The organism is Mucilaginibacter sp. (assembly GCF_965201005.1).
Taxonomy (GTDB): domain Bacteria; phylum Bacteroidota; class Bacteroidia; order Sphingobacteriales; family Sphingobacteriaceae; genus Mucilaginibacter_A.
Genome location: NZ_OZ241747.1, coordinates 1476957 through 1494661, shown reverse-complemented (window position 1 = coordinate 1494661; position 17705 = coordinate 1476957). Strand labels below are relative to the sequence as shown.

Here is a 17705-nt window from a genome sequence, read left to right as displayed (position 1 = left end):
CAATCTTTGCATCTTTATAGACGATACATCGAAAAAACAATAAAAAATTACCAACACTACCTCTAATATAATTCATACTGATGATGGCAGTTGCGAATGAATATGACTTAGAAACTTGCGGTGCATATCGCTGATCGCACTTATTTATTTAGAAGCTGTTTAGACTTATATCTATTGAATTTGTAATGCTTCTTTTATGCCTGTAAATTTTGTCTTCACTTGTTGTACTAATACAAGAAAGTATGAATTTTTTGGGTTTTTAAGTTGATAAAAGAAGCATGGAAAATTAACGGGCAAAATTTAAACAGCTTCTTAAACTAATTGCTATCTCCTATCAAATTAAGGAATTCGCTGACTTTTCGACGTTGACAGCAGCATCAAAAGCAGAAATTTCCTAACCATTTGTACCTTAATTGTGATAATTGCTTTTAATATTTTAAACAAAAAGGCCAGCTTTATCGCTGACCTTATGTTATATCTAAATATTTTTTACTACCAATGTGAAGGATTGAAAACATTTTCAATATCTCCCCACGCCTTATCTGCAAAGGATTTAAAATCACCGCCCAGGCTTTAAAAAGCATTCTTTACGTCATCGTCAGCTTAACCTGCCTGCTTCATTGCATCGGCTACCGCATTTACCGATCTGTTGAATGCACTTTGCAATGCCGAAGCAACGTCATTGGCAGCATAGCCTGCCTGCTTAAGAACAGAGGCAGCTTCATCAATGGTTACATTGTACACCGTCTTTATGGCGTTTGTGGTATCCTGTGCTACAATTCCGATAGCTTTAAGTGCATTGGCAACATCCTGCGAAGTAGCGTTAAAGGCACTGTTTAAAGCGCTGCAAATATCGTTGGCCAAGTAGCCTGCCGCTTTCATGACCCGTGCAACATCTTTTTGTGCACACTCCCACACGTCTTTGATGGCGGTCGCCACTTCGGCCAACGTATAGCCGGCATCTTTTAACGCAGCGGTTACCTCATCAGCCGTTGCGTTGTAGGCGGTTTTCAGCCCATTCGCCACGTCATTGGTTACGTAGCCTGCCGCTTTCATAACCCGTGCAACATCTTTTTGTGCACACTCCCATACGTCTTTGATGGCAGTCGCTACTTCGGCCAACGTATAGCCGGCATCTTTTAGCGCAGCCGTTACCTCATCAGCCGTTGCGTTGTAGGCGGTTTTCAGCCCATTCGCCACGTCATTGGTTACGTAGCCTGCCGCTTTCATCACCCGGGCAACATCTTTTTGCGCACACTCCCATACGTCTTTGATGGCGGTCGCTACCTCGGTGAATGCATAGCCGGCAGCTTTTAGCGCAGCGGTTACCTCATCGGCCGTTGCGTTGTAGGCGGTTTTCAGCCCGTTCGCCACGTCATTGGTCACGTAGCCTGCCGCTTTCATGGCACTGGCAACACTCTCTATGGTAACGTTGTAAGTATCCTTTAGGCTCCTGGCTATATCGTCAGCAGTGCTTCCGGCAGCCTTCATTGAATTAATTTCCTTAAGCATATTTTCTTCGGAAATCTGTTTTACTTCAGTGATAATAGTTGACATAATAATTAATTGTTTTGATTGTATTTGTTTGGGAAAATCTGTTTTACAATAGAAGAAAGGCGGTACTACCAGTTAGAAGGATTCAGGTAATGTTTGGCGTCTCCCAATACACTATCCGCAAAACTTTTAAAATCGCCGCCCAGGCTCTCAAAAGCATTCTTTACATCATCTGCCGCATAGCCTACCTGTTTCATTGCATCGGCTACCGCATTAACCGAGGTGTTGAATGCACTTTGCAATGCCGAAGCAACGTCATTGGCAGCATAGCCTGCCTGCTTAAGAACAGAGGCAGCTTCATCAATGGTTACATTGTACACCGTCTTTATGGCATTGGCGGTATCTTGTGCTATAATTCCGGCTGCTTTAAATGCATTGCCTACATCCTGCGCAGTAGAATTAAACGCACTTTTAAATGCAGTGCAAATATCATTGGCCACGTAGCCTACTTCTTTCATGACCCGTGCCACGTCTTTTAGCTCACACTCCCACACGTCTTTGATGGCGGTCGCTACTTCGGTCAGCGTATAGCCGGCAGCTTTTAATGCAGCAGTTACGTCATCAGCCGTTGCATTATAGGCGCTTTTCAGCCCATTCGCTACGTCATTAGCCACATAGCCTGCTTCTTTCATAACCCGTGCCACGTCTTTTTGTGCACAATCCCATACGTCTTTGATGGCAGTCGCTACTTCGGCCAACGTATAGCCGGCAGCTTTTAATGCAGCAGTTACGTCATCAGCCGTTGCATTATAGGCGCTTTTCAGCCCATTCGCCACGTCATTGGTTACGTAGCCTGCCGCTTTCATCACCCGGGCAACATCTTTTTGCGCACACTCCCATACGTCTTTGATGGCGGTCGCTACCTCGGTGAATGCATAGCCGGCAGCTTTTAATGCAGCAGTTACCTCATCAGCCGTTGCGTTGTAGGCGCTTTTCAGCCCGTTCGCCACGTCATTGGTCACGTAGCCTGCTTCTTTCATGGCACTGGCAATATCGTTTTTCGATGCGTTGTACCCATTCTTCAACGCGCTTACAACGTCATTCACCGCAAAGCCAGCCGCTTTCAGAATGGTGACCGCCTCCTCTTTTGACTTTCCGTAAGCATTTTTCATTACGTTTCCTGCATCGTCAAACCCGGTGATGATGCCTTTACCCGCAGCTACTGCCCAATGTTCCGCAGTGTCGGTTAACTGGTTGAAAATGGTTTTTGCTTCATCTTTAATATATTGAATGATAGCACCTACAAAATCTGATATTTTGCTGATATTAATATCGGCGGAGAAATCTCCAAATGTAAAGTGATACCCCTCAAAGTCAAACTGGCCACCAACACTGATTACAATATCGGAAAGAGAAGATGTAATCGTTATGTGCACATTTGTATCTGCTTTGAGCGGTATTGAACCTACACTTACACCGTTTATAGCTGTAAGGGGAATAGATTTATCAATGTAATAGCCAAACTCGCCATAGAGATTGTGAAAATCAGAAAGGTTACACACCATTTTTTCAGTTAGAATGGTTCCGAAATCAAGTTCGAATTTGATGCCGTCCTTATTGATGTCTGCAGTAACATCGCATTCCAGTAAATCAAATAGGCTAACCTTTGCACTGACGTGCAGTATGGGCATGCTTAAGGTATTAATGATAAGATTAGCACCACCGGATGGTATAATCTGCCTGCTTGTAGCATTGGCTAACGCATCTTTCTCGGCCTGGGTAGTGGGCATAAAGTTGTTGGGTATTGGATTACCGTTAGCATCTAATTTTAGGCTGTAACCCTTGCCATCACCGGTAAATTTCAACACATTGTGCCAGATAATAGGAGAAAATTCCATATTGGCTGTTAAACCAGAGTTGATATCAAGATTAGCCTGACCATAAAAGCCAAAAGAAAAAATCTGTGCATAGGCGCTGAAGCCGTAACCGCCGGGCGATAAACTGCCATCCGGCAAAACCACGCTATCCATCAAACCATCTGACCAGTGAAAAGACAGGTCAGAAAACTCAACAGGAACATCGATTTTCGGATTGGCGTTCGTAAACAGTTCAACAACCGTGTTCAGGTCGAGCTTTGGGACAGAAAAAGCTAAATATTTAGGCTTGACTGCTTCACCCACATATTCACAAACAACAGCAAACGTGTCGTCGTTGAGGCTGATAACATTACCGCCATTCGGCTCGCCAATGTGAAATTTACCCTGAACGCCCAGGGCAAAACCAGGTGGCTTGAAAAAAATGGCCATACCTACGCCAAACTCATCAAAATGCAATCCTTTCAGGCCGGAAGGTGCCGGGAAAGAAGTATTATCACCATCAATGGTCACACCCACAGCAGCTTCATCATTATCCACTGCCAAGGAAATATTGGCATCAAAGGCCTTGCTGAAGAGATTAAAAGGGATGACGCCTTGGAGGTTAAACAACACGAATTTGAACAAAGGGTTAATATCAATGGTCAGCGTAGGATTATTCACTTTGATCTGATCCGAACCGGCAGGAATGGTAAAGTTCTCGAAGGCCAGCTTCAGCCGGGTACCGAAAATTCCCAGACTCATGGCATAGTTGAAGATAAATTCGGCCTTTACCGTGGTATTAACAAACAACGATCTGACGTTGTCGCGAATGGCATCGCTTTTAAAAGGTAAATTGCTGATATCGATGGTACCTTTAATGTCGAGCACATTGTCTTTGGTAGAGCATACGATATTGGAAATGGTGATATCCGCCATGCCTTCGTGCCAGCTACCTCCCAGGCACTCTACCAGTGTACTCAGCGAATAGATGGCCTGGGCAGGTGGTTTGGATTTGGTGTCCGGATGCTGGGCTGCATAAACGAGCCCCATCATGTAATTAGGAAAGGTGCAGGTAGCATAGTCAGGATACTGCTGAAAGAAAGCTTCCATGGCAGGCTTCAGGTCATCACCATTTTGCTGCACCATGGTGTTAAAGGCCTTGGTAATGGAATCGTTTGGATTATCCAGGGTGAAGTTAATGAACTTCAGTGCCGTAGTTATAGCATCCTCATCGGCCTGATTGACCGTAAAGGAGGTGATTTTGGAAAGCGGAGCTAAAATACACCGTTTTACAGGTTTGAAGAGGGAGGCATTTTCAATAACAAAAGCCGAACCGGGCTGCAGGGGCATAATGTTAGAGGAGGAATTAGCCGTAACTGTACCTAGTGAGGTGAGCAGTCCCAGGTAGTTGTTTTCTGCATCGCTGGGATTATCTGGATTGGACGAGTCATACACGACTAGGTCGTACGGCATATCATTGATGAAGGAAATAGCTTTGAGAGACATTTTTTTAGATTCTTTAAAATGTGAACAATAAAATTATAGATAGCTTATAGCACAATGGAAGGAGAGGCTGTAACATACTGTGGAGCAGCCTCTCCCTATTAAAACTTCATTCGGCGTGGGGGATTTTATTCAAAAATACCGGGCTGAAATTCATGGGGCTTGAAGTCGAGGTCTTCAGGTACTTCACCATTTTCATTGTTCGTTTTATTTTCTTCAATTTTGCTTCCCGTTTCTTCCGCATTGGCGGCGCTCTCCTGTGCATTACTCATCGCATCCCGAACCTCCTGAGCAATACTGCCCTCCATTACCCGTTGTACTTCATTATTGAAGTTAACGTTGATGACATTTGTAATGTGGTAGGTGATATCCGGAAGCCGGAAAGCAAGTTCTTCGGTCGGTAAATTATCGAGTGTGTCATAGGTTTTATCGATATCAGTGCTGACTTTTTTCATGCTTGGCGGGTTGCCGTATTCCAGCATACGTCCCGCCGCATCGCTTTGGTTCACGAGGCCGTCTTCCAGGTTACTCCGCTGATCCTCGTTCAATTGGTCGGTTACTTTGTTCTGAAAGTCGTCCATTTTGGCCGACAGATCTTCAGCCATTTCCAATTGCTTATCCATTTTGTCGAGTAGTTCCTGATAGTCCCCCTTCTTGGCTGTCTTATCTGATTTGACATCGGTGCGTATTTGTTCCAATTCGATTTCATTCGGGTCTGACTGGTCGGTGTTGGAATTGCGCTTCTTAAACAACCGGTCTTTCAAACCTTCCAGCCCTCTGTAAACCATCTCCAATCCCATAAATAAACCTGTGGCCGTCATAAACAGAGACATCCAACCCATCGCATCTTTCGGGTGCAGCAGTGTATATAGCCCCGACCAGTTGCCATCTTTATCCTGATTCTGTTTCTGGTCATAGCCCAAAACGGAAACGCCATTCACGGTGCCGGATAAGATGGAAATCATGGCGGTATCGGTAGCCACCTTGGTGAGGGTGCTTTTCGCCACAAAAGTCCCTGACAAACAAACAGTGGGAATATCCTTGGCTTTATCATCAACAAACTGTCCGCCCACGTAGTACAGTGGTTTTGACTTGTTGTCTGCATCCGTAAAGGTGAGGGTGAAATAGGGTAGATCCTTGTCGGTGCGGGCCGGAAGCACCTGGTCTACCTTGATCTGTACTGATCCCTGATAGGTTACCGTGTCCCCGTCGCTGCCATATAAATAATACGTTTTGCTGCCCTGGTAACCTCCCCACACGTAAGGGTACTGGCTGTAATACGTGGATATTGCCGTAATCATGCTTAGGGTTACATTCTTATACTCTTTGGTGGTAGCAAAAAAGCTGTTGACTGCTGTGTCAATGTCTTCAATGGTACCAGAACTGTCGGTAGCCCCAGACATAGCATTCTGATAACTTTTAGACAGGGTGGACGAAGGATAGGCCATAAGGGTTTGCTGAAACTGCTCAGCAAGCTTCATGTTATCAAAGTCTGCCTGGGCAATGATAATTGGATCGTACGTATGTGGCTTGGGTCTTAAATTGTAATGTGCATGGGTCATTTTAACCGGATACAGGCAATCAAGGGTGGCCAGAATGAACTGATAGTTCGTACTGTACTGCTGCGTTTTGTCTTCATCAGTGTACCAATCGTTCAGTATATAGGTTAAGGTTTTTCCGGTGTCAAGGGATTGATATCCATCGCTGCTGGCCATAGAGTTTAGGTTTTGTTCATACCCTATCTGCATGGGAACGACATCGTCGCCTTGCGCATCCAGTACAAGGACTGCTATGGAAGTATTATTGGTGATGACACAGCTTTTGTTTACGTTGGCATCACTAGCCGGAGTGTCTGATACAGCTCCTGAAGTTGTTGTTTGTTGTGACATGATTGTTTTTGTTTTGAATTTTTGTGATTAATATATTTTTAAATACTGAATTGAAAAGAGTATAAGAATGGCTTACTCTTCTATTTCCGGAAATTCGGGGATTTCCTCTTCTATGCTATTTCTGATCTCTTCATTTTTGTTGATCACTTGTGCTATTTCGGTAATCCTGTTATTACTTTCTTCAAATGCCGCATTGTGATCCCGTACTGCCCCTTTGACCTGATTATAGTTAAAGGCTAAATCTCTCGTAGTCTCGCTTAGTTTAGTAAGCGTATCTTTCAACCAGGTACCCCTGCCCAGTTCCCTGGCATCTATTGTATCTATCTCGCCTTTAACTACCTCTATAGTTGCTTTAATCCTGCTCATGCTTGTGGGATTTGCCCAGTCGTCGATTATATTACACATTACTTCCTGCTGTGCTATTGTGTCGCTTAACTTGAGTTTGTTGTCATTAAGAAGCACGTTATCGGCCCCTTCTTTGATTTGAACCAGGGTTGTTCTGGCATCTTCAGGCAAGTTAATGTGTACTTCGCCAAGCTTATCTATGGCAGCCTGACGGTTCAACCGGTTCCGTTCTCTGATTTCCAGGTTTTTTGCCCCAATCTCCGCTGGGGTCATTTTCGGCGCCTTTTTCAAATACTTGAACAAAAGGCGGACACCTACTCCAAGCAATGCCAAGCCTACTACACCAGCCACGATTACTCCCAATACGGAGAACCATTCTTTAGTGACTTCCGGATGCACCAGTACATCCAAATATTTGTAAATCCCCTCTTTGCTGCGTTCCTGCTTCTGATCATAGCCAAACACATCCCTCCCATTAACGGTGCCTTTCAGGATGAGGATGATCTGATTGTCTTCCTCCTTTTTGGTAATATCACTGCGCAGCATGAACAAGCCTTGCAGACAGTAATCCGGCCTGTCGCTGTCCACATCATCCACCAGCTGTCCGTCCTGATAATAGAGGGTGGTGTAATCAGCTTCATTGGTGGTAATATACCTGGCTGAAAAACTATCCGTGGCTTTGTCCATGCTGGTGAATGCAGCCGCCTGGTTTTCAAGCGCGACTGACCCTGCATACTTGTTTTTGGTTCCATCAGAGGTGTAGAGATAGTAAGTCTTGGCAGCGGTGTAATCAGTCAAAAAGAAAGGAAAGCGATTGTAGTAAGTCTGCACAGCCACCACCATGTCCAATGTGAGATTTTTGTAATTAACAGTCCCGGCAAAAAAAGCTGCTATAGCGTCTGGGTCGCCCGTTTGCAGTGCCGTGGCAAAATCAACAGCCAGCGAAGTAGAGGGAAAAGCAATAATGGTTTTTGTAAATGCTTCGGCTTGTTTGCTAATTGTTACATCTAGAGCTGTTACACCAGTAGCAGGAAAGCTTTGATGATTAGCCGCTACGGAAAGTTCTACTACTTTTAGAGGGAATAAGGTTTGCGCATTGGCAACAATGATTGTATAATCCTGCGGCCGGTTATGCTCATCCAGATGGACAGTCGGTAAGGCGATCGTTTTGGCAGCGTCCTGCGTAAGGGCAATCTGATGGTCGGCAGTTTTGACAAACGCTAGGGTTTGCTCATAGAGTTGCTCTAAAGCAGAATCTTCAGCAGAGAACGCATCAATCAGGACGACATCCTGTCCGCTATTATTGGTAAACTGCCATGTTGCTGAATTTATGACATCAGTGACAGCGTATTCATTTTGACGTGTTTCTTGTTTGTATCCCTTTTTAGATAAGTTGTTTGTTGTACTTGACATATGTTTTTGTTTTATGTTTTGTGAAGAAATAATATAATTTTGAGGGCATGCAATATCGTTTCGCATAACACGCTTGTTTGCGATTACTTGGTCTACTCTGTTTGGCGGAAAACCTTATTTGAAAAGTGAACTGGTTAGGTAGACAGATTTAAAGCGTAAGTCTATTGCTTCAAATGTTGGTTCCTGTCTTTGTTTCTTATGCCATAGGTTCATTTTGTATTTACAGGTGCATAGTTATTATCTATTAAACACCTTGTCAATAGCGTAAATACCTCATTCTATCATCCTATTGCTGCGGTAGCATCGCGTGCAGCTACGTGGTTCACAGGCATTCCATTTACTTGTGTATTATTTATAACGGGATTGTTGCTGTTTTCCTGCTGTGCTTCCTTTACTGTTGGATCGTTCTCCTTGCCTTTTAACACCAGGTAAGTTACATTGCTGATGCCCGTTAAAGCAAGTAACGTATCACTCAGTTCAGGCAATTGGCAGCCGGTGGTCACTTGTGAGATTTTGTAGAGATAAACCGTAACGGCGATCATTGTCCACGCTAAGTTTTGAAAGCGGTGCAGGCTGATGCCGTTATCATCGGATAATATATCAATAAAGAAACCTTGTGACGGCATGTTTTGGTGCCTTGGCCGGTTATCGGCCATTTCGTTTTTGTCAATGACCGATGAGGCTACTGCCGTACCTGCAAATATGCCCATAAGTACCAACGCCGTTTTGTTAATGTCCGTTTCGGAGCAATCTCCTTTACATAAGGCAAGATAGATGTAAGCAGAAGAAATAATAACCGTCCATAATCCGAACTGCACATTAGTCAAACTGAAAGGCGCTGATTTATCAACCAGTTTCCATCTGCTTTTCTGTTGTAGTTGCTTAGCATTGGCTTCAAATTCCTCACAATTACTGATTTCATCTCTCAGTATGTTGCTATATACGGCAAGTACGATAAAAAGCGTACAGATCAAGAGAATCACTATACCTGCCATTGTGGCCTGGGTGTTATAATGCACATTGGTTTTGCAACCAGCTAAAATAATAGAAGAGATGATTGTTAAGATGTAAATAAACTTTTTCATTATTATGTGTTTTACAGTTAAAAAAAATTAGTCGGCTGTTGTTGTATAGGCACACTTATTATTTAATCGCGGTGTGAGCACCGGGATATAACTTTTAAGCTCCTGTTGCACATTGCGGTAAGGCTGATTGTCAATTCCGTCCTGGCCATCAAAAGGATGGTCGAGGCTATAGACCAAAAACATGCAGATGGAAACACTCACTACTGTGAAAGTGAGATATACTCGTTTTAATCTGTCGGAAGGAACATGAAAAAAATAGGTAAACACAATTAGTATTATCGTACCTGCTTTTAATATTTGCCATATCAGTGGCGGCATTTGTGTGTGCGTATGGGATAACCGTTCGCGATGCAAATCACTAATGCTGCTTAGGTCTTTGTCTACCGCATCAAATACACGCTCCTGTATTTGGCTTTCAGGTTGGATGTTAAGCAGTTCCTGGCGCAGTACAGGTATCGCACTAGGGTACTCTATTCTCGTTTTTTGCATTCGCCATTCCTGGTTCACTACCTGGTCACAATAATCATAAATGGATTTACCAACAATCGCTTTAAGTTTATCAGGGAGGTTACTGGTATGTGCCAATATACTGTTAAGCCTGTCCGTTTCTGTTTCAATCGTTTTATCCAAATTGTTGTAATCATCCCAAACGGCTACGATCACAAACGCCAGCATCAATGAGTATATTAGTCCTATGGCACCAAATATAATCCCGGTTACTTCGTTGTTTTGTTCCAGCCCGGCCTGCCATCCAAGCTTGTTAAACAACCACAGGCCTACCTGTGCAATTATTACCATTCCTATAACAAAAAGAATACATGTTACCCATTGAGGAACGGATATGCTGCTGTCTCCGGGTAGATCGATGGTCATAATATAATTTTTCTTGGTTATACTTTGATAAGACTTGCAACAGCCCCGGTAATTACATTAGTGATTCCAAGCCTGAACTCATCTATGCGTATAGCAGCAAGGCCAGCTTCTTTTAATGCAGCCATTTCGGTAACTGCGGCTGCTTCTTTCAATAAGTATTTCAAATCTTCCAGCGTGAGTGCGCCTTCTTCGACTTCTAACTTCCACTGCTGCAAATACTCCTTCATGCCATCTACTGTAGTTTGTCCGTCGGATTTTGCCTGGGTCGCGTAATCATGCAGGGTCGATTTTGCAAGTGATTCGACGCCGCTTTCTATGTTCTGATAAAACTGGTCAAGACTTATATTGCTCATGGTTTGTGTACTTTACTGATTATCGTGATAAGTGATGATTAGTTGGTTTGGGAAGGTTTTATCTTACCGCTTTCCAGTTGTGATATATTGTCAAAAGACTTGCCTACAAGGTTTTGCGAAATCCTGATAAATGCAGTGTCCAGAGTACCCTCTTTTTGCCACCTTTTTATGAACCCGCCATAGAGATTGCCGGATGAATCGGCAAGCACAGACCACATTTTTTCGGTGATAGCATTCTTAGGGCGATTCTTTTCGTATTCATACATTTTGCTCAGTGAAGTTTGTACTTGTTGTACTTCCTGCCGGTGCATTGGATAGCTTTCATTAGCATGCCCCATGACAGATAATGCGTCTACCTTGAGCGACGTAGCTTGCGTGTACGCATACTGGTCAAACTTTGAAATAGTGGAACAGGCGGTAAACAGTATGCCTAATCCAAATAGTGCTTTACGTGTTTGTCTGCTGGTAAAAAATGGTGTCATGGTTGGTCGTTTTTTGTTGAATTTAATATGTTATTTGTGGCATAGCTTCGCCCTACGAAGTCGCTTTCGTTCTTTTGCAATATGTTTCTAATAGGAAAAAAAAGGACCTTGCTACAACTGTAGTGATACTGCGGGATTAAGCAATGAATATAGTCACCCGTTATAGCACCCTCTTGAAATCTTTGTACTACTTTATTATAACCTTCATACTATCTATGTAAATAGTGCAAACCTTCATCTTTTCAATTCGGCTGCAATAAATAAATGTTGTTTTGGTTATTTTATTTACGATAAAGGTAACATCCTCACCTGGCATGGGTCAATAGCGTAAATAAGCTATTTTTTTAAAAAATCAAACAATCCCTTTTTGTAATGCGGTAGCGACAGCTTCTGAGACGTTATGCACCTGCAACTTCTGGTAAATGTTCTTGATATGATTGTTGACAGTATGCCTGGACAGATATAGCTCAGTAGCCACCATCTTTTGGCTATATCCTTTTACCAGCCATCCCAGTATTTCTACCTCACGTATGGATAAATTAAATTCTTCTTTGTTGCTTGCTGGCCTTTTACTAAAGTAGGCGAGCACTCTTCTTGCAATCGAAGGAGTCATCGGTGCCCCACCGTTTACCACTTCCAATATGCTTTCAACTATTTTATCGGTTGGCGTATTTTTAAGCAAATAACCATGCGCGCCCGCCAGAAGGGAGTTGAACAGGTTATCATCATCATCAAAGACCGTTTGCATAATGATGCAGGTTTTAAGAAAATGCTTCTGTAGCAACTTAACTCCTTCGATGCCATTTATACCAGGCATATAAATATCCATTAACACTACGTCCGGCGGTTTGTTACAAAGGTTAGCAACGAGATTACTACAATCTTCATAATCACCTATGCATTCTAAGTCTTTGTTCAAACTAATCATTAGCTTCAATGCTTCACGCCGGTGCTTATGGTCATCAAATATTACGATCTTGATCATTCACAATATTTTTGATATTTGGCATTTTACTTCTGTTTTTGTAACAGCCGTTATTATTTGATTCAAAGGTACCACGGCAGCAAGAGCGTTACAATAGCGTAAATAAGCTATCTGATTTACATCGGCGTTTTAAAGAAGGCTTGATCGGCTTTATTTAATCGAAAGTCGATTGGGAAGCGTTAAGTTCAGGATTTAATAGTTATTGATAGCCTAACCACCCTTCCTTGATTACACGTGTTATATTACACTTAATTCTGGCTTTAAGGTTTAAATGTAAAAGTTGGCCAATTTGGAAATTAACGATCAAAACAAACAGAACAAGAAATATTCACTAACGAGCATCAAATAAACCATAGAATGACGACCTGCAGGAAGATGCAGTAAAAAGGCAACACTACAATAAACTATGCTTTTAAAAAGAAAGCAGCACAGTATCGAAGAGAACGGGACGAATTGTACGACCGCCTCAGTAATATTATACAAAGCAAATAGCAACGGTTTGATATACTTCCCTCCCACTTTTTACAAATATCTGTTCTACGCAAGTAAGCGTACTAAAATTCCAAGATCTTCGAGAAAATGGTTTGATAATTGTACCTTCGGGAGTACTTGCAAATGGAAAAACTTTTTTGGTTTTTCCATTTTTTATTTCTAAAAACCCACCATTTGTCAATTGCTGTTTAAGCACTTTTTAAATTTTAGGAGAATTTTTATATGCTTCTTTTGTCACCTAAAAATTGGTGGTTTTTGTTTGGATTTGTTTATCTGCAACAATTGCAAAAAGCAAAATTTACAGCCGTAAAAGAAGCATTGCAAAAACTTGCGATAAAAATCTGTACAACCTCTAAACGTTTTGCCGCAATACAGCTCTTATCAAAGATTTTTTTATATTTGATTTGAAAAGCACCTAAATTACTTTAAAAAAATATATTATTGATAATTTATATTTTTGCAGATATTTCTCAAAATATAATAATTATTTGGTAACAAAAGCATCAAAAAATAGTATAAATCAACTTAAAATCATTGCATATTATATAGCATTGATTCAAAACCAAAGCAAATTTGCAACCGTATGAAAACTACTTATTATTGCCTCAAGTTTATTTATTACGTAATAGATGCAAAGTTTACTGAAATTATGGACAGGCGGGAAAAATACTTGTTGGATCAAGTGAGCAAAGGTTGATTCAAGTATCGTTATTGAAAAATTAAAATTTATTTTCCTGATTTTATAAGCTCAGGAGCTTTACTGTAATTGTTTTGAGGAACAGCATTATACGTACTTCTTTTATCTGCTCAAATTTGATCCGACAGATAATCCATCAATAACTATTGGTTTTTAATTTTTACCGATGCTGTTTTTACCGACTAAAAATTGGTCTGCTAAATCAAGCGATCAACAAAAGACGGTAACTCTATGTTGAGGCAATATGAAAATTTATCAGCAAGCCCTTCAGCTTAAAGCCAGAACCCGCGGTTTCCATATCATCACTTCTGAAATTGTTTATGCGATACCCGGGATTACCGAAATCAAAACCGGGATGATGCAGGTTTTTATCCAGCATACTTCAGCTTCGTTGACCATAAATGAAAATGCCGACCCGACCGTGCGTAAGGATTTTGAACTATTTTTCAACCAAAACGTGCCGGAAAATGATCCCGGTTATTTGCACAATGACGAAGGTGCCGATGATATGCCGGCACACTTAAAAGCAGCCATGCTGGGCAGTTCTGTGATGATACCGATACGCAACGGAAGGCCGGGTTTAGGCACCTGGCAGGGCATTTACTTGTGCGAACACCGTAACCACGGCGGCCCCAGGAACTTAATAATTACGGCTTGGGGCGAATAATTGCCAATGCTGTTTTTATCCCTATAAAACCAGTTCCTGAAAAAGTTTTGATAAGGTTTCATCAGCATTGACACACAAACCCGGATGCACTTTGGAAGTTTGCAAAACGGTGCTGCGCGTGGCCGTGAGCCAGCGGAAACGGGAAGCCTGATCCAATTTGCCAATTGCATCGGAATGCTGTGCAGCCATACAAATGCGTTCAAAAGATTTAAGATGTTCTTGTAGTTCCGGTATATCCAAACCTGCGGAAAATGTATGTAATTTTATCTCATCCAAGTTGAACAAAACCTGTAAGAATTTTTGTTTGGAACAATACAAAATCACTCCAACATTGATAAATTCTTCCCTTTCTACCTTCGGCATTACGCGGATTACAGCGTACTCAAATACGTGCTGCATGTTGTGCTTCTTTTACAAATATTTCAGAATTGGCAATCCGCAACATTAAAAACTGGATATAAACTTGCCGCATTTCTTCTGCTGAACTTGGATTACTTTCATTATCCAACCATTCATCGGGAATTAAAGAAACGATTGCTTGTATTTTTTCTAAAGTTAAAATTGATCGGAATTCTGCATCCACCAAATCCAACTCTGTGGCAAAAGGCAGCAACACATGGTCTTTTACTTGTATAAAAGGCCGTGTGGCCTGCTCCTGCCAATTATCCCACGAATGATGAAAGTACAAGGCCGCACCATGATCGATCAGCCATAATTCTTTGTGCCAAACCAGCATGTTGGTATTGCGCGGCGTGCGGTCAACATTGGTCAATAAACAATCCAGCCAAACAATTTTGGAAGCCAATACCGGATCAACAACCGTAACCGTTGCATCAAAAGTGATGGCACCGCTGAGGTAATGCAAGGCCAGATTTAAACCAACACTAAATTTTAACAAATCCTGGATTTCTTCATCGGCTTCTGTGCGGCCAAAAGCCGGATCAAGCGTGGCAAAAACCAGTTCCGGGATTTTTAAACCGAGTAACCGGGCCATTTCGCCGCCAATCAACTCGGCAATCAAAGCTTTTACGCCCTGGCCTGCACCGCGAAATTTTAACACATATAAAAATCCGTCGTCAGCTTCGGCAATGGCTGGCAGGGAACCGCCTTCACGCAAGGGCGTAACGTACCGGACCACGTTTACGGTTCTTAAAGCCTGTATATTTTCGCTCATAAAAGAAGCATCCGGCCTTGTTTCTCAGCCCAAAAAATAAGGCATAAAAACAGTATGCAGATGCCTGGAAAATTAAGGTATTTTTTTGAAAGGAAGTAATTGATTGTAAACTGCCGTTTGAGTTGCAGCCAGTTTAAGGCTTGTTCAAACTTTTTTCAACAAGTTTATGATGCTTCTTTTATGCATGTAAATTTATCCCAAGAAAACCGCTAAATTTTATGCCGTAAAAGAAGCATCCGGAAATACAAAGGATGAAATTAAAACCGGCTACAAAACCTTTTCCAAAACGGGCAAAGCAACCAGTACCTGAAACTTGATCACAATTATTTCAAGTTTGTATTTTTTAATTTGTTCTTCATCAAAATAACTGCGGGTTTGTATTTTGCCTTCCACATACATCAAATCGCCTTTTTTTAATTGGTGATTAGTGGTTGAAGCAATGGCTTTAGGTATTTTTAAGTTGTGCCATTCGGTCAGTTCAAAATCTTCACCGTTTTTTTTGATCGTTTCGGTGGTGATCAGCGGAAAACATAAAACTTCCTGCTGATCCTGAAAATCATGTATTTTTGGTTCTTTGCCAATATTGCCTACCAGAAAAACCTTGTTGATACCGGAATTATTAAACATTTTTTGAATAGCTAAATTTGGTGTAAACGGTGTAATTGCGTGGCTGTAATTTAAAATCAATTACTTGCCCGGCATAATGTGTTAATACCCTATTACTTATAGATTAATACGCATTTTCAATTGGTTTTCTGATAAGTTTTTGATCAGATCGATCATCTCGGTCAAATCAAAAGGTTTCGGCACAAAAGCATCACAACCATAAAAACCTAATGATTGCAGCACTTTGGTATAAGCCGAAAATATTACTACCGGCGTATGTGCGGTTGTAATTGTGGTTTTGATTTTTTTGCAGAGTTCTCCGCCGTTGATCCCTTTTAAAATATAATCGGTGATAAATACATCAGGCTGATATCGTTTTATATCCGAAATAATATCGTTTGTTCCTTCCATCGTTTTCACGTTAAAACCTTCGTAACATAAAGCTTCTTCCATCACCTCCAGTATCCCTAAATCATTATCCAGGATCAAAACTTTTTTTAACATGGTTTTTTGGTTTTTATTTGCTATAATTTTCAAATCTCTCCGCACGTTTAGCATCAAGTTCAACTAAAATTTCGGTATCGTTCATCCTGGCCCCCATTTGTACCAATCCGTGGATAATGTTGTGGTAAGCATTAAAAGGCTGCGGTAATTTTTGCAGTAAAGGATGCTTTTTTACAGGTTTTAAGGTAATGCAAACACGAACACTTTCCTGATCGGTACGAGTAGTTTGCGATAAGAAATACTTGTATTCGTTTTTGATCAGGAAACCTAATAAACGTGGGGTCAGCTCCGTTTTCATATGTTTCTGATTAACCTTATAAAGTTCAGGAAAACCTTTTCTACTTTTAACAGTAGTTATACCTGATTTATGCTGAATAAATACCTGATTACAGGATAAAATCTGCAAAAACAAAAAATTTTGGGTTAGGATCACATAAACAGGGCAATTTCTGAAAAGGGATTTTCAAAAATTTGCATTTCCCAAAATTGATGGCAAACGCATTTAGGAAAGGTTATTAGCCCCGAAAGTTTTAATTTATTAAACCGTTCACTATTGCATAACGGATCAAATCGGCTGTGTTGCGGGTGCTTGTTTTATCAATCAAATTTTGGCGGTGGCCTTCGATGGTACGTTTACTGGTAAATAATTTATCTGCAATCTCCTGGTTGGTAAAACCCTGTGCAAGTAAAACCAACACTTCCATTTCACGTTTTGATAAATCGTTTTCAGGTGTTAAGGTTGTCAACACTATTTCGGTGCGGTGCAAAAGCTTATCCAGCATGCGCAAGGAAAGTTCGCTGCAAATGTACCGTTCATCATTATTGCAGATGTGTTTGATGGCAAAAACCAACTCATCTGTAGTTATATTTTTTAAGATGTAAGCACTTGCACCGGCTTTAAAGGCTTCCAGGATGTAATTTTCATGATCCAGCATGGATAAAACAATCACCTTAATTTTGGGGTATTTAACTTTTACTTCCAACGTCAGCTCAATGCCGTTCATTTCCGGCATGTTCAGATCGGCCAAAATAATATCAACCGTAATACCTTCTTCCAGTAAATCAAGCGCGTGCCTGCCGTTGGTGGCTTCGGCAGTTATATGCAGGTTATCTTCCTTTTCGAGTAAAGATCTGATGCCGTTTCTAACAACGTTATGATCTTCTGTAAGTAATACTTTTATCATGCTGGAAATTATCCCTGATTAAAAAATTCGACAAACAGGAAGTTGGGTTTAGGTGCGTAATCATAACAAGTGTAAGCATTTGGTTTTGTTTTATTTTAATAAA

The 17705-nt window shown here is 41.4% G+C and carries 17 protein-coding genes; 1 reads left to right on the top strand and 16 read right to left on the bottom strand.

What is annotated here, in order from left to right; translation table 11 throughout:
• Positions 1–603: 603 nt before the first annotated feature.
• The 10 genes from ACOFKR_RS06910 to ACOFKR_RS06865 form a co-directional block, all read right to left on the bottom strand.
• The gene (locus tag ACOFKR_RS06910; RefSeq protein ID WP_419803291.1) at positions 604–1557 is read right to left on the bottom strand and encodes a hypothetical protein; all 954 of its coding nucleotides are present in this window, start codon (positions 1555–1557) and stop codon (positions 604–606) included.
• Positions 1558–1622: 65 nt separating this feature from the next.
• Positions 1623–4856 (bottom strand): hypothetical protein, encoded by a 3234-nt coding sequence (locus tag ACOFKR_RS06905; protein ID WP_419803290.1) that lies wholly within the window; start codon positions 4854–4856, stop codon positions 1623–1625.
• Positions 4857–4981: 125 nt separating this feature from the next.
• The gene (locus ACOFKR_RS06900; RefSeq protein ID WP_419803289.1) at positions 4982–6742 is read right to left on the bottom strand and encodes a hypothetical protein; all 1761 of its coding nucleotides are present in this window, start codon (positions 6740–6742) and stop codon (positions 4982–4984) included.
• 72 nt (positions 6743–6814) lie between these two features.
• Positions 6815–8566 (bottom strand): hypothetical protein, encoded by a 1752-nt coding sequence (locus ACOFKR_RS06895; protein ID WP_419803288.1) that lies wholly within the window; start codon positions 8564–8566, stop codon positions 6815–6817.
• A 215-nt stretch (positions 8567–8781) separates the two neighbouring features.
• Positions 8782–9585 (bottom strand): hypothetical protein, encoded by an 804-nt coding sequence (locus ACOFKR_RS06890; protein ID WP_419803287.1) that lies wholly within the window; start codon positions 9583–9585, stop codon positions 8782–8784.
• Between the two features lie 27 nt (positions 9586–9612).
• The gene (locus ACOFKR_RS06885; RefSeq protein ID WP_419803286.1) at positions 9613–10458 is read right to left on the bottom strand and encodes a DUF4239 domain-containing protein; all 846 of its coding nucleotides are present in this window, start codon (positions 10456–10458) and stop codon (positions 9613–9615) included.
• Positions 10459–10475: 17 nt separating this feature from the next.
• A complete protein-coding gene (locus ACOFKR_RS06880; RefSeq protein WP_419803285.1) occupies positions 10476–10811 on the bottom strand; it encodes a hypothetical protein in 336 nt (111 codons plus the stop codon).
• 38 nt (positions 10812–10849) lie between these two features.
• Complete coding sequence (locus ACOFKR_RS06875; protein ID WP_419803284.1) at positions 10850–11293, bottom strand: hypothetical protein; 444 nt, start codon at positions 11291–11293, stop codon at positions 10850–10852.
• A 352-nt stretch (positions 11294–11645) separates the two neighbouring features.
• Positions 11646–12278 (bottom strand): response regulator, encoded by a 633-nt coding sequence (locus tag ACOFKR_RS06870; RefSeq protein WP_419803283.1) that lies wholly within the window; start codon positions 12276–12278, stop codon positions 11646–11648.
• 475 nt (positions 12279–12753) lie between these two features.
• A complete protein-coding gene (locus ACOFKR_RS06865) occupies positions 12754–12966 on the bottom strand; it encodes a hypothetical protein (protein ID WP_419803282.1) in 213 nt (70 codons plus the stop codon).
• Between the two features lie 745 nt (positions 12967–13711).
• Between ACOFKR_RS06865 and ACOFKR_RS06860 the strand changes: the two genes are divergently transcribed.
• A complete protein-coding gene (locus tag ACOFKR_RS06860) occupies positions 13712–14134 on the top strand; it encodes a secondary thiamine-phosphate synthase enzyme YjbQ (RefSeq protein ID WP_419803281.1) in 423 nt (140 codons plus the stop codon).
• Positions 14135–14155: 21 nt separating this feature from the next.
• Here ACOFKR_RS06860 and ACOFKR_RS06855 read toward each other — a convergent pair whose 3' ends face one another.
• From ACOFKR_RS06855 to ACOFKR_RS06830, 6 genes are all read right to left on the bottom strand, one after another.
• A complete protein-coding gene (locus ACOFKR_RS06855; RefSeq protein WP_419803280.1) occupies positions 14156–14533 on the bottom strand; it encodes a DUF3037 domain-containing protein in 378 nt (125 codons plus the stop codon).
• The gene (locus ACOFKR_RS06850; RefSeq protein WP_419803279.1) at positions 14517–15308 is read right to left on the bottom strand and encodes a HipA family kinase; all 792 of its coding nucleotides are present in this window, start codon (positions 15306–15308) and stop codon (positions 14517–14519) included. Before ACOFKR_RS06850 ends, ACOFKR_RS06855 begins: the two co-directional genes overlap by 17 nt.
• Positions 15309–15575: 267 nt before the next feature.
• Positions 15576–15935: a single-stranded DNA-binding protein gene (locus ACOFKR_RS06845; RefSeq protein ID WP_419803278.1), complete on the bottom strand. Its 360-nt coding sequence runs from the start codon at positions 15933–15935 to the stop codon at positions 15576–15578.
• A gap of 96 nt (positions 15936–16031) precedes the next feature.
• The gene (locus tag ACOFKR_RS06840) at positions 16032–16418 is read right to left on the bottom strand and encodes a response regulator (protein WP_419803277.1); all 387 of its coding nucleotides are present in this window, start codon (positions 16416–16418) and stop codon (positions 16032–16034) included.
• Positions 16419–16431: 13 nt separating this feature from the next.
• Entirely contained in the window at positions 16432–16716 is a 285-nt protein-coding gene (locus ACOFKR_RS06835; RefSeq protein WP_419803276.1) for a hypothetical protein, read from the bottom strand.
• 232 nt (positions 16717–16948) lie between these two features.
• Positions 16949–17602 carry a response regulator gene (locus ACOFKR_RS06830; RefSeq protein ID WP_419803275.1) on the bottom strand — a complete coding sequence of 218 codons (654 nt, stop codon included), beginning with the start codon at positions 17600–17602 and terminating at the stop codon, positions 16949–16951.
• Between the last annotated feature and the right edge of the window lie 103 nt (positions 17603–17705).

Coding starts and splice junctions, on each gene's coding strand:
- ACOFKR_RS06890 (WP_419803287.1), bottom strand. CDS start 9,585: ATGAAAAAGTTTATTTACATCTTAACAATCATCTCTTCTATTATTTTA.
- ACOFKR_RS06900 (WP_419803289.1), bottom strand. CDS start 6,742: ATGTCACAACAAACAACAACTTCAGGAGCTGTATCAGACACTCCGGCT.
- ACOFKR_RS06850 (WP_419803279.1), bottom strand. CDS start 15,308: ATGAGCGAAAATATACAGGCTTTAAGAACCGTAAACGTGGTCCGGTAC.
- ACOFKR_RS06895 (WP_419803288.1), bottom strand. CDS start 8,566: ATGCGAAACGATATTGCATGCCCTCAAAATTATATTATTTCTTCACAA.
- ACOFKR_RS06830 (WP_419803275.1), bottom strand. CDS start 17,602: ATGATAAAAGTATTACTTACAGAAGATCATAACGTTGTTAGAAACGGC.
- ACOFKR_RS06875 (WP_419803284.1), bottom strand. CDS start 11,293: ATGACACCATTTTTTACCAGCAGACAAACACGTAAAGCACTATTTGGA.
- ACOFKR_RS06855 (WP_419803280.1), bottom strand. CDS start 14,533: ATGCAGCACGTATTTGAGTACGCTGTAATCCGCGTAATGCCGAAGGTA.
- ACOFKR_RS06880 (WP_419803285.1), bottom strand. CDS start 10,811: ATGAGCAATATAAGTCTTGACCAGTTTTATCAGAACATAGAAAGCGGC.
- ACOFKR_RS06870 (WP_419803283.1), bottom strand. CDS start 12,278: ATGATCAAGATCGTAATATTTGATGACCATAAGCACCGGCGTGAAGCA.
- ACOFKR_RS06845 (WP_419803278.1), bottom strand. CDS start 15,935: ATGTTTAATAATTCCGGTATCAACAAGGTTTTTCTGGTAGGCAATATT.
- ACOFKR_RS06885 (WP_419803286.1), bottom strand. CDS start 10,458: ATGACCATCGATCTACCCGGAGACAGCAGCATATCCGTTCCTCAATGG.
- ACOFKR_RS06860 (WP_419803281.1), top strand. CDS start 13,712: ATGAAAATTTATCAGCAAGCCCTTCAGCTTAAAGCCAGAACCCGCGGT.
- ACOFKR_RS06835 (WP_419803276.1), bottom strand. CDS start 16,716: ATGAAAACGGAGCTGACCCCACGTTTATTAGGTTTCCTGATCAAAAAC.
- ACOFKR_RS06840 (WP_419803277.1), bottom strand. CDS start 16,418: ATGTTAAAAAAAGTTTTGATCCTGGATAATGATTTAGGGATACTGGAG.
- ACOFKR_RS06910 (WP_419803291.1), bottom strand. CDS start 1,557: ATGTCAACTATTATCACTGAAGTAAAACAGATTTCCGAAGAAAATATG.
- ACOFKR_RS06905 (WP_419803290.1), bottom strand. CDS start 4,856: ATGTCTCTCAAAGCTATTTCCTTCATCAATGATATGCCGTACGACCTA.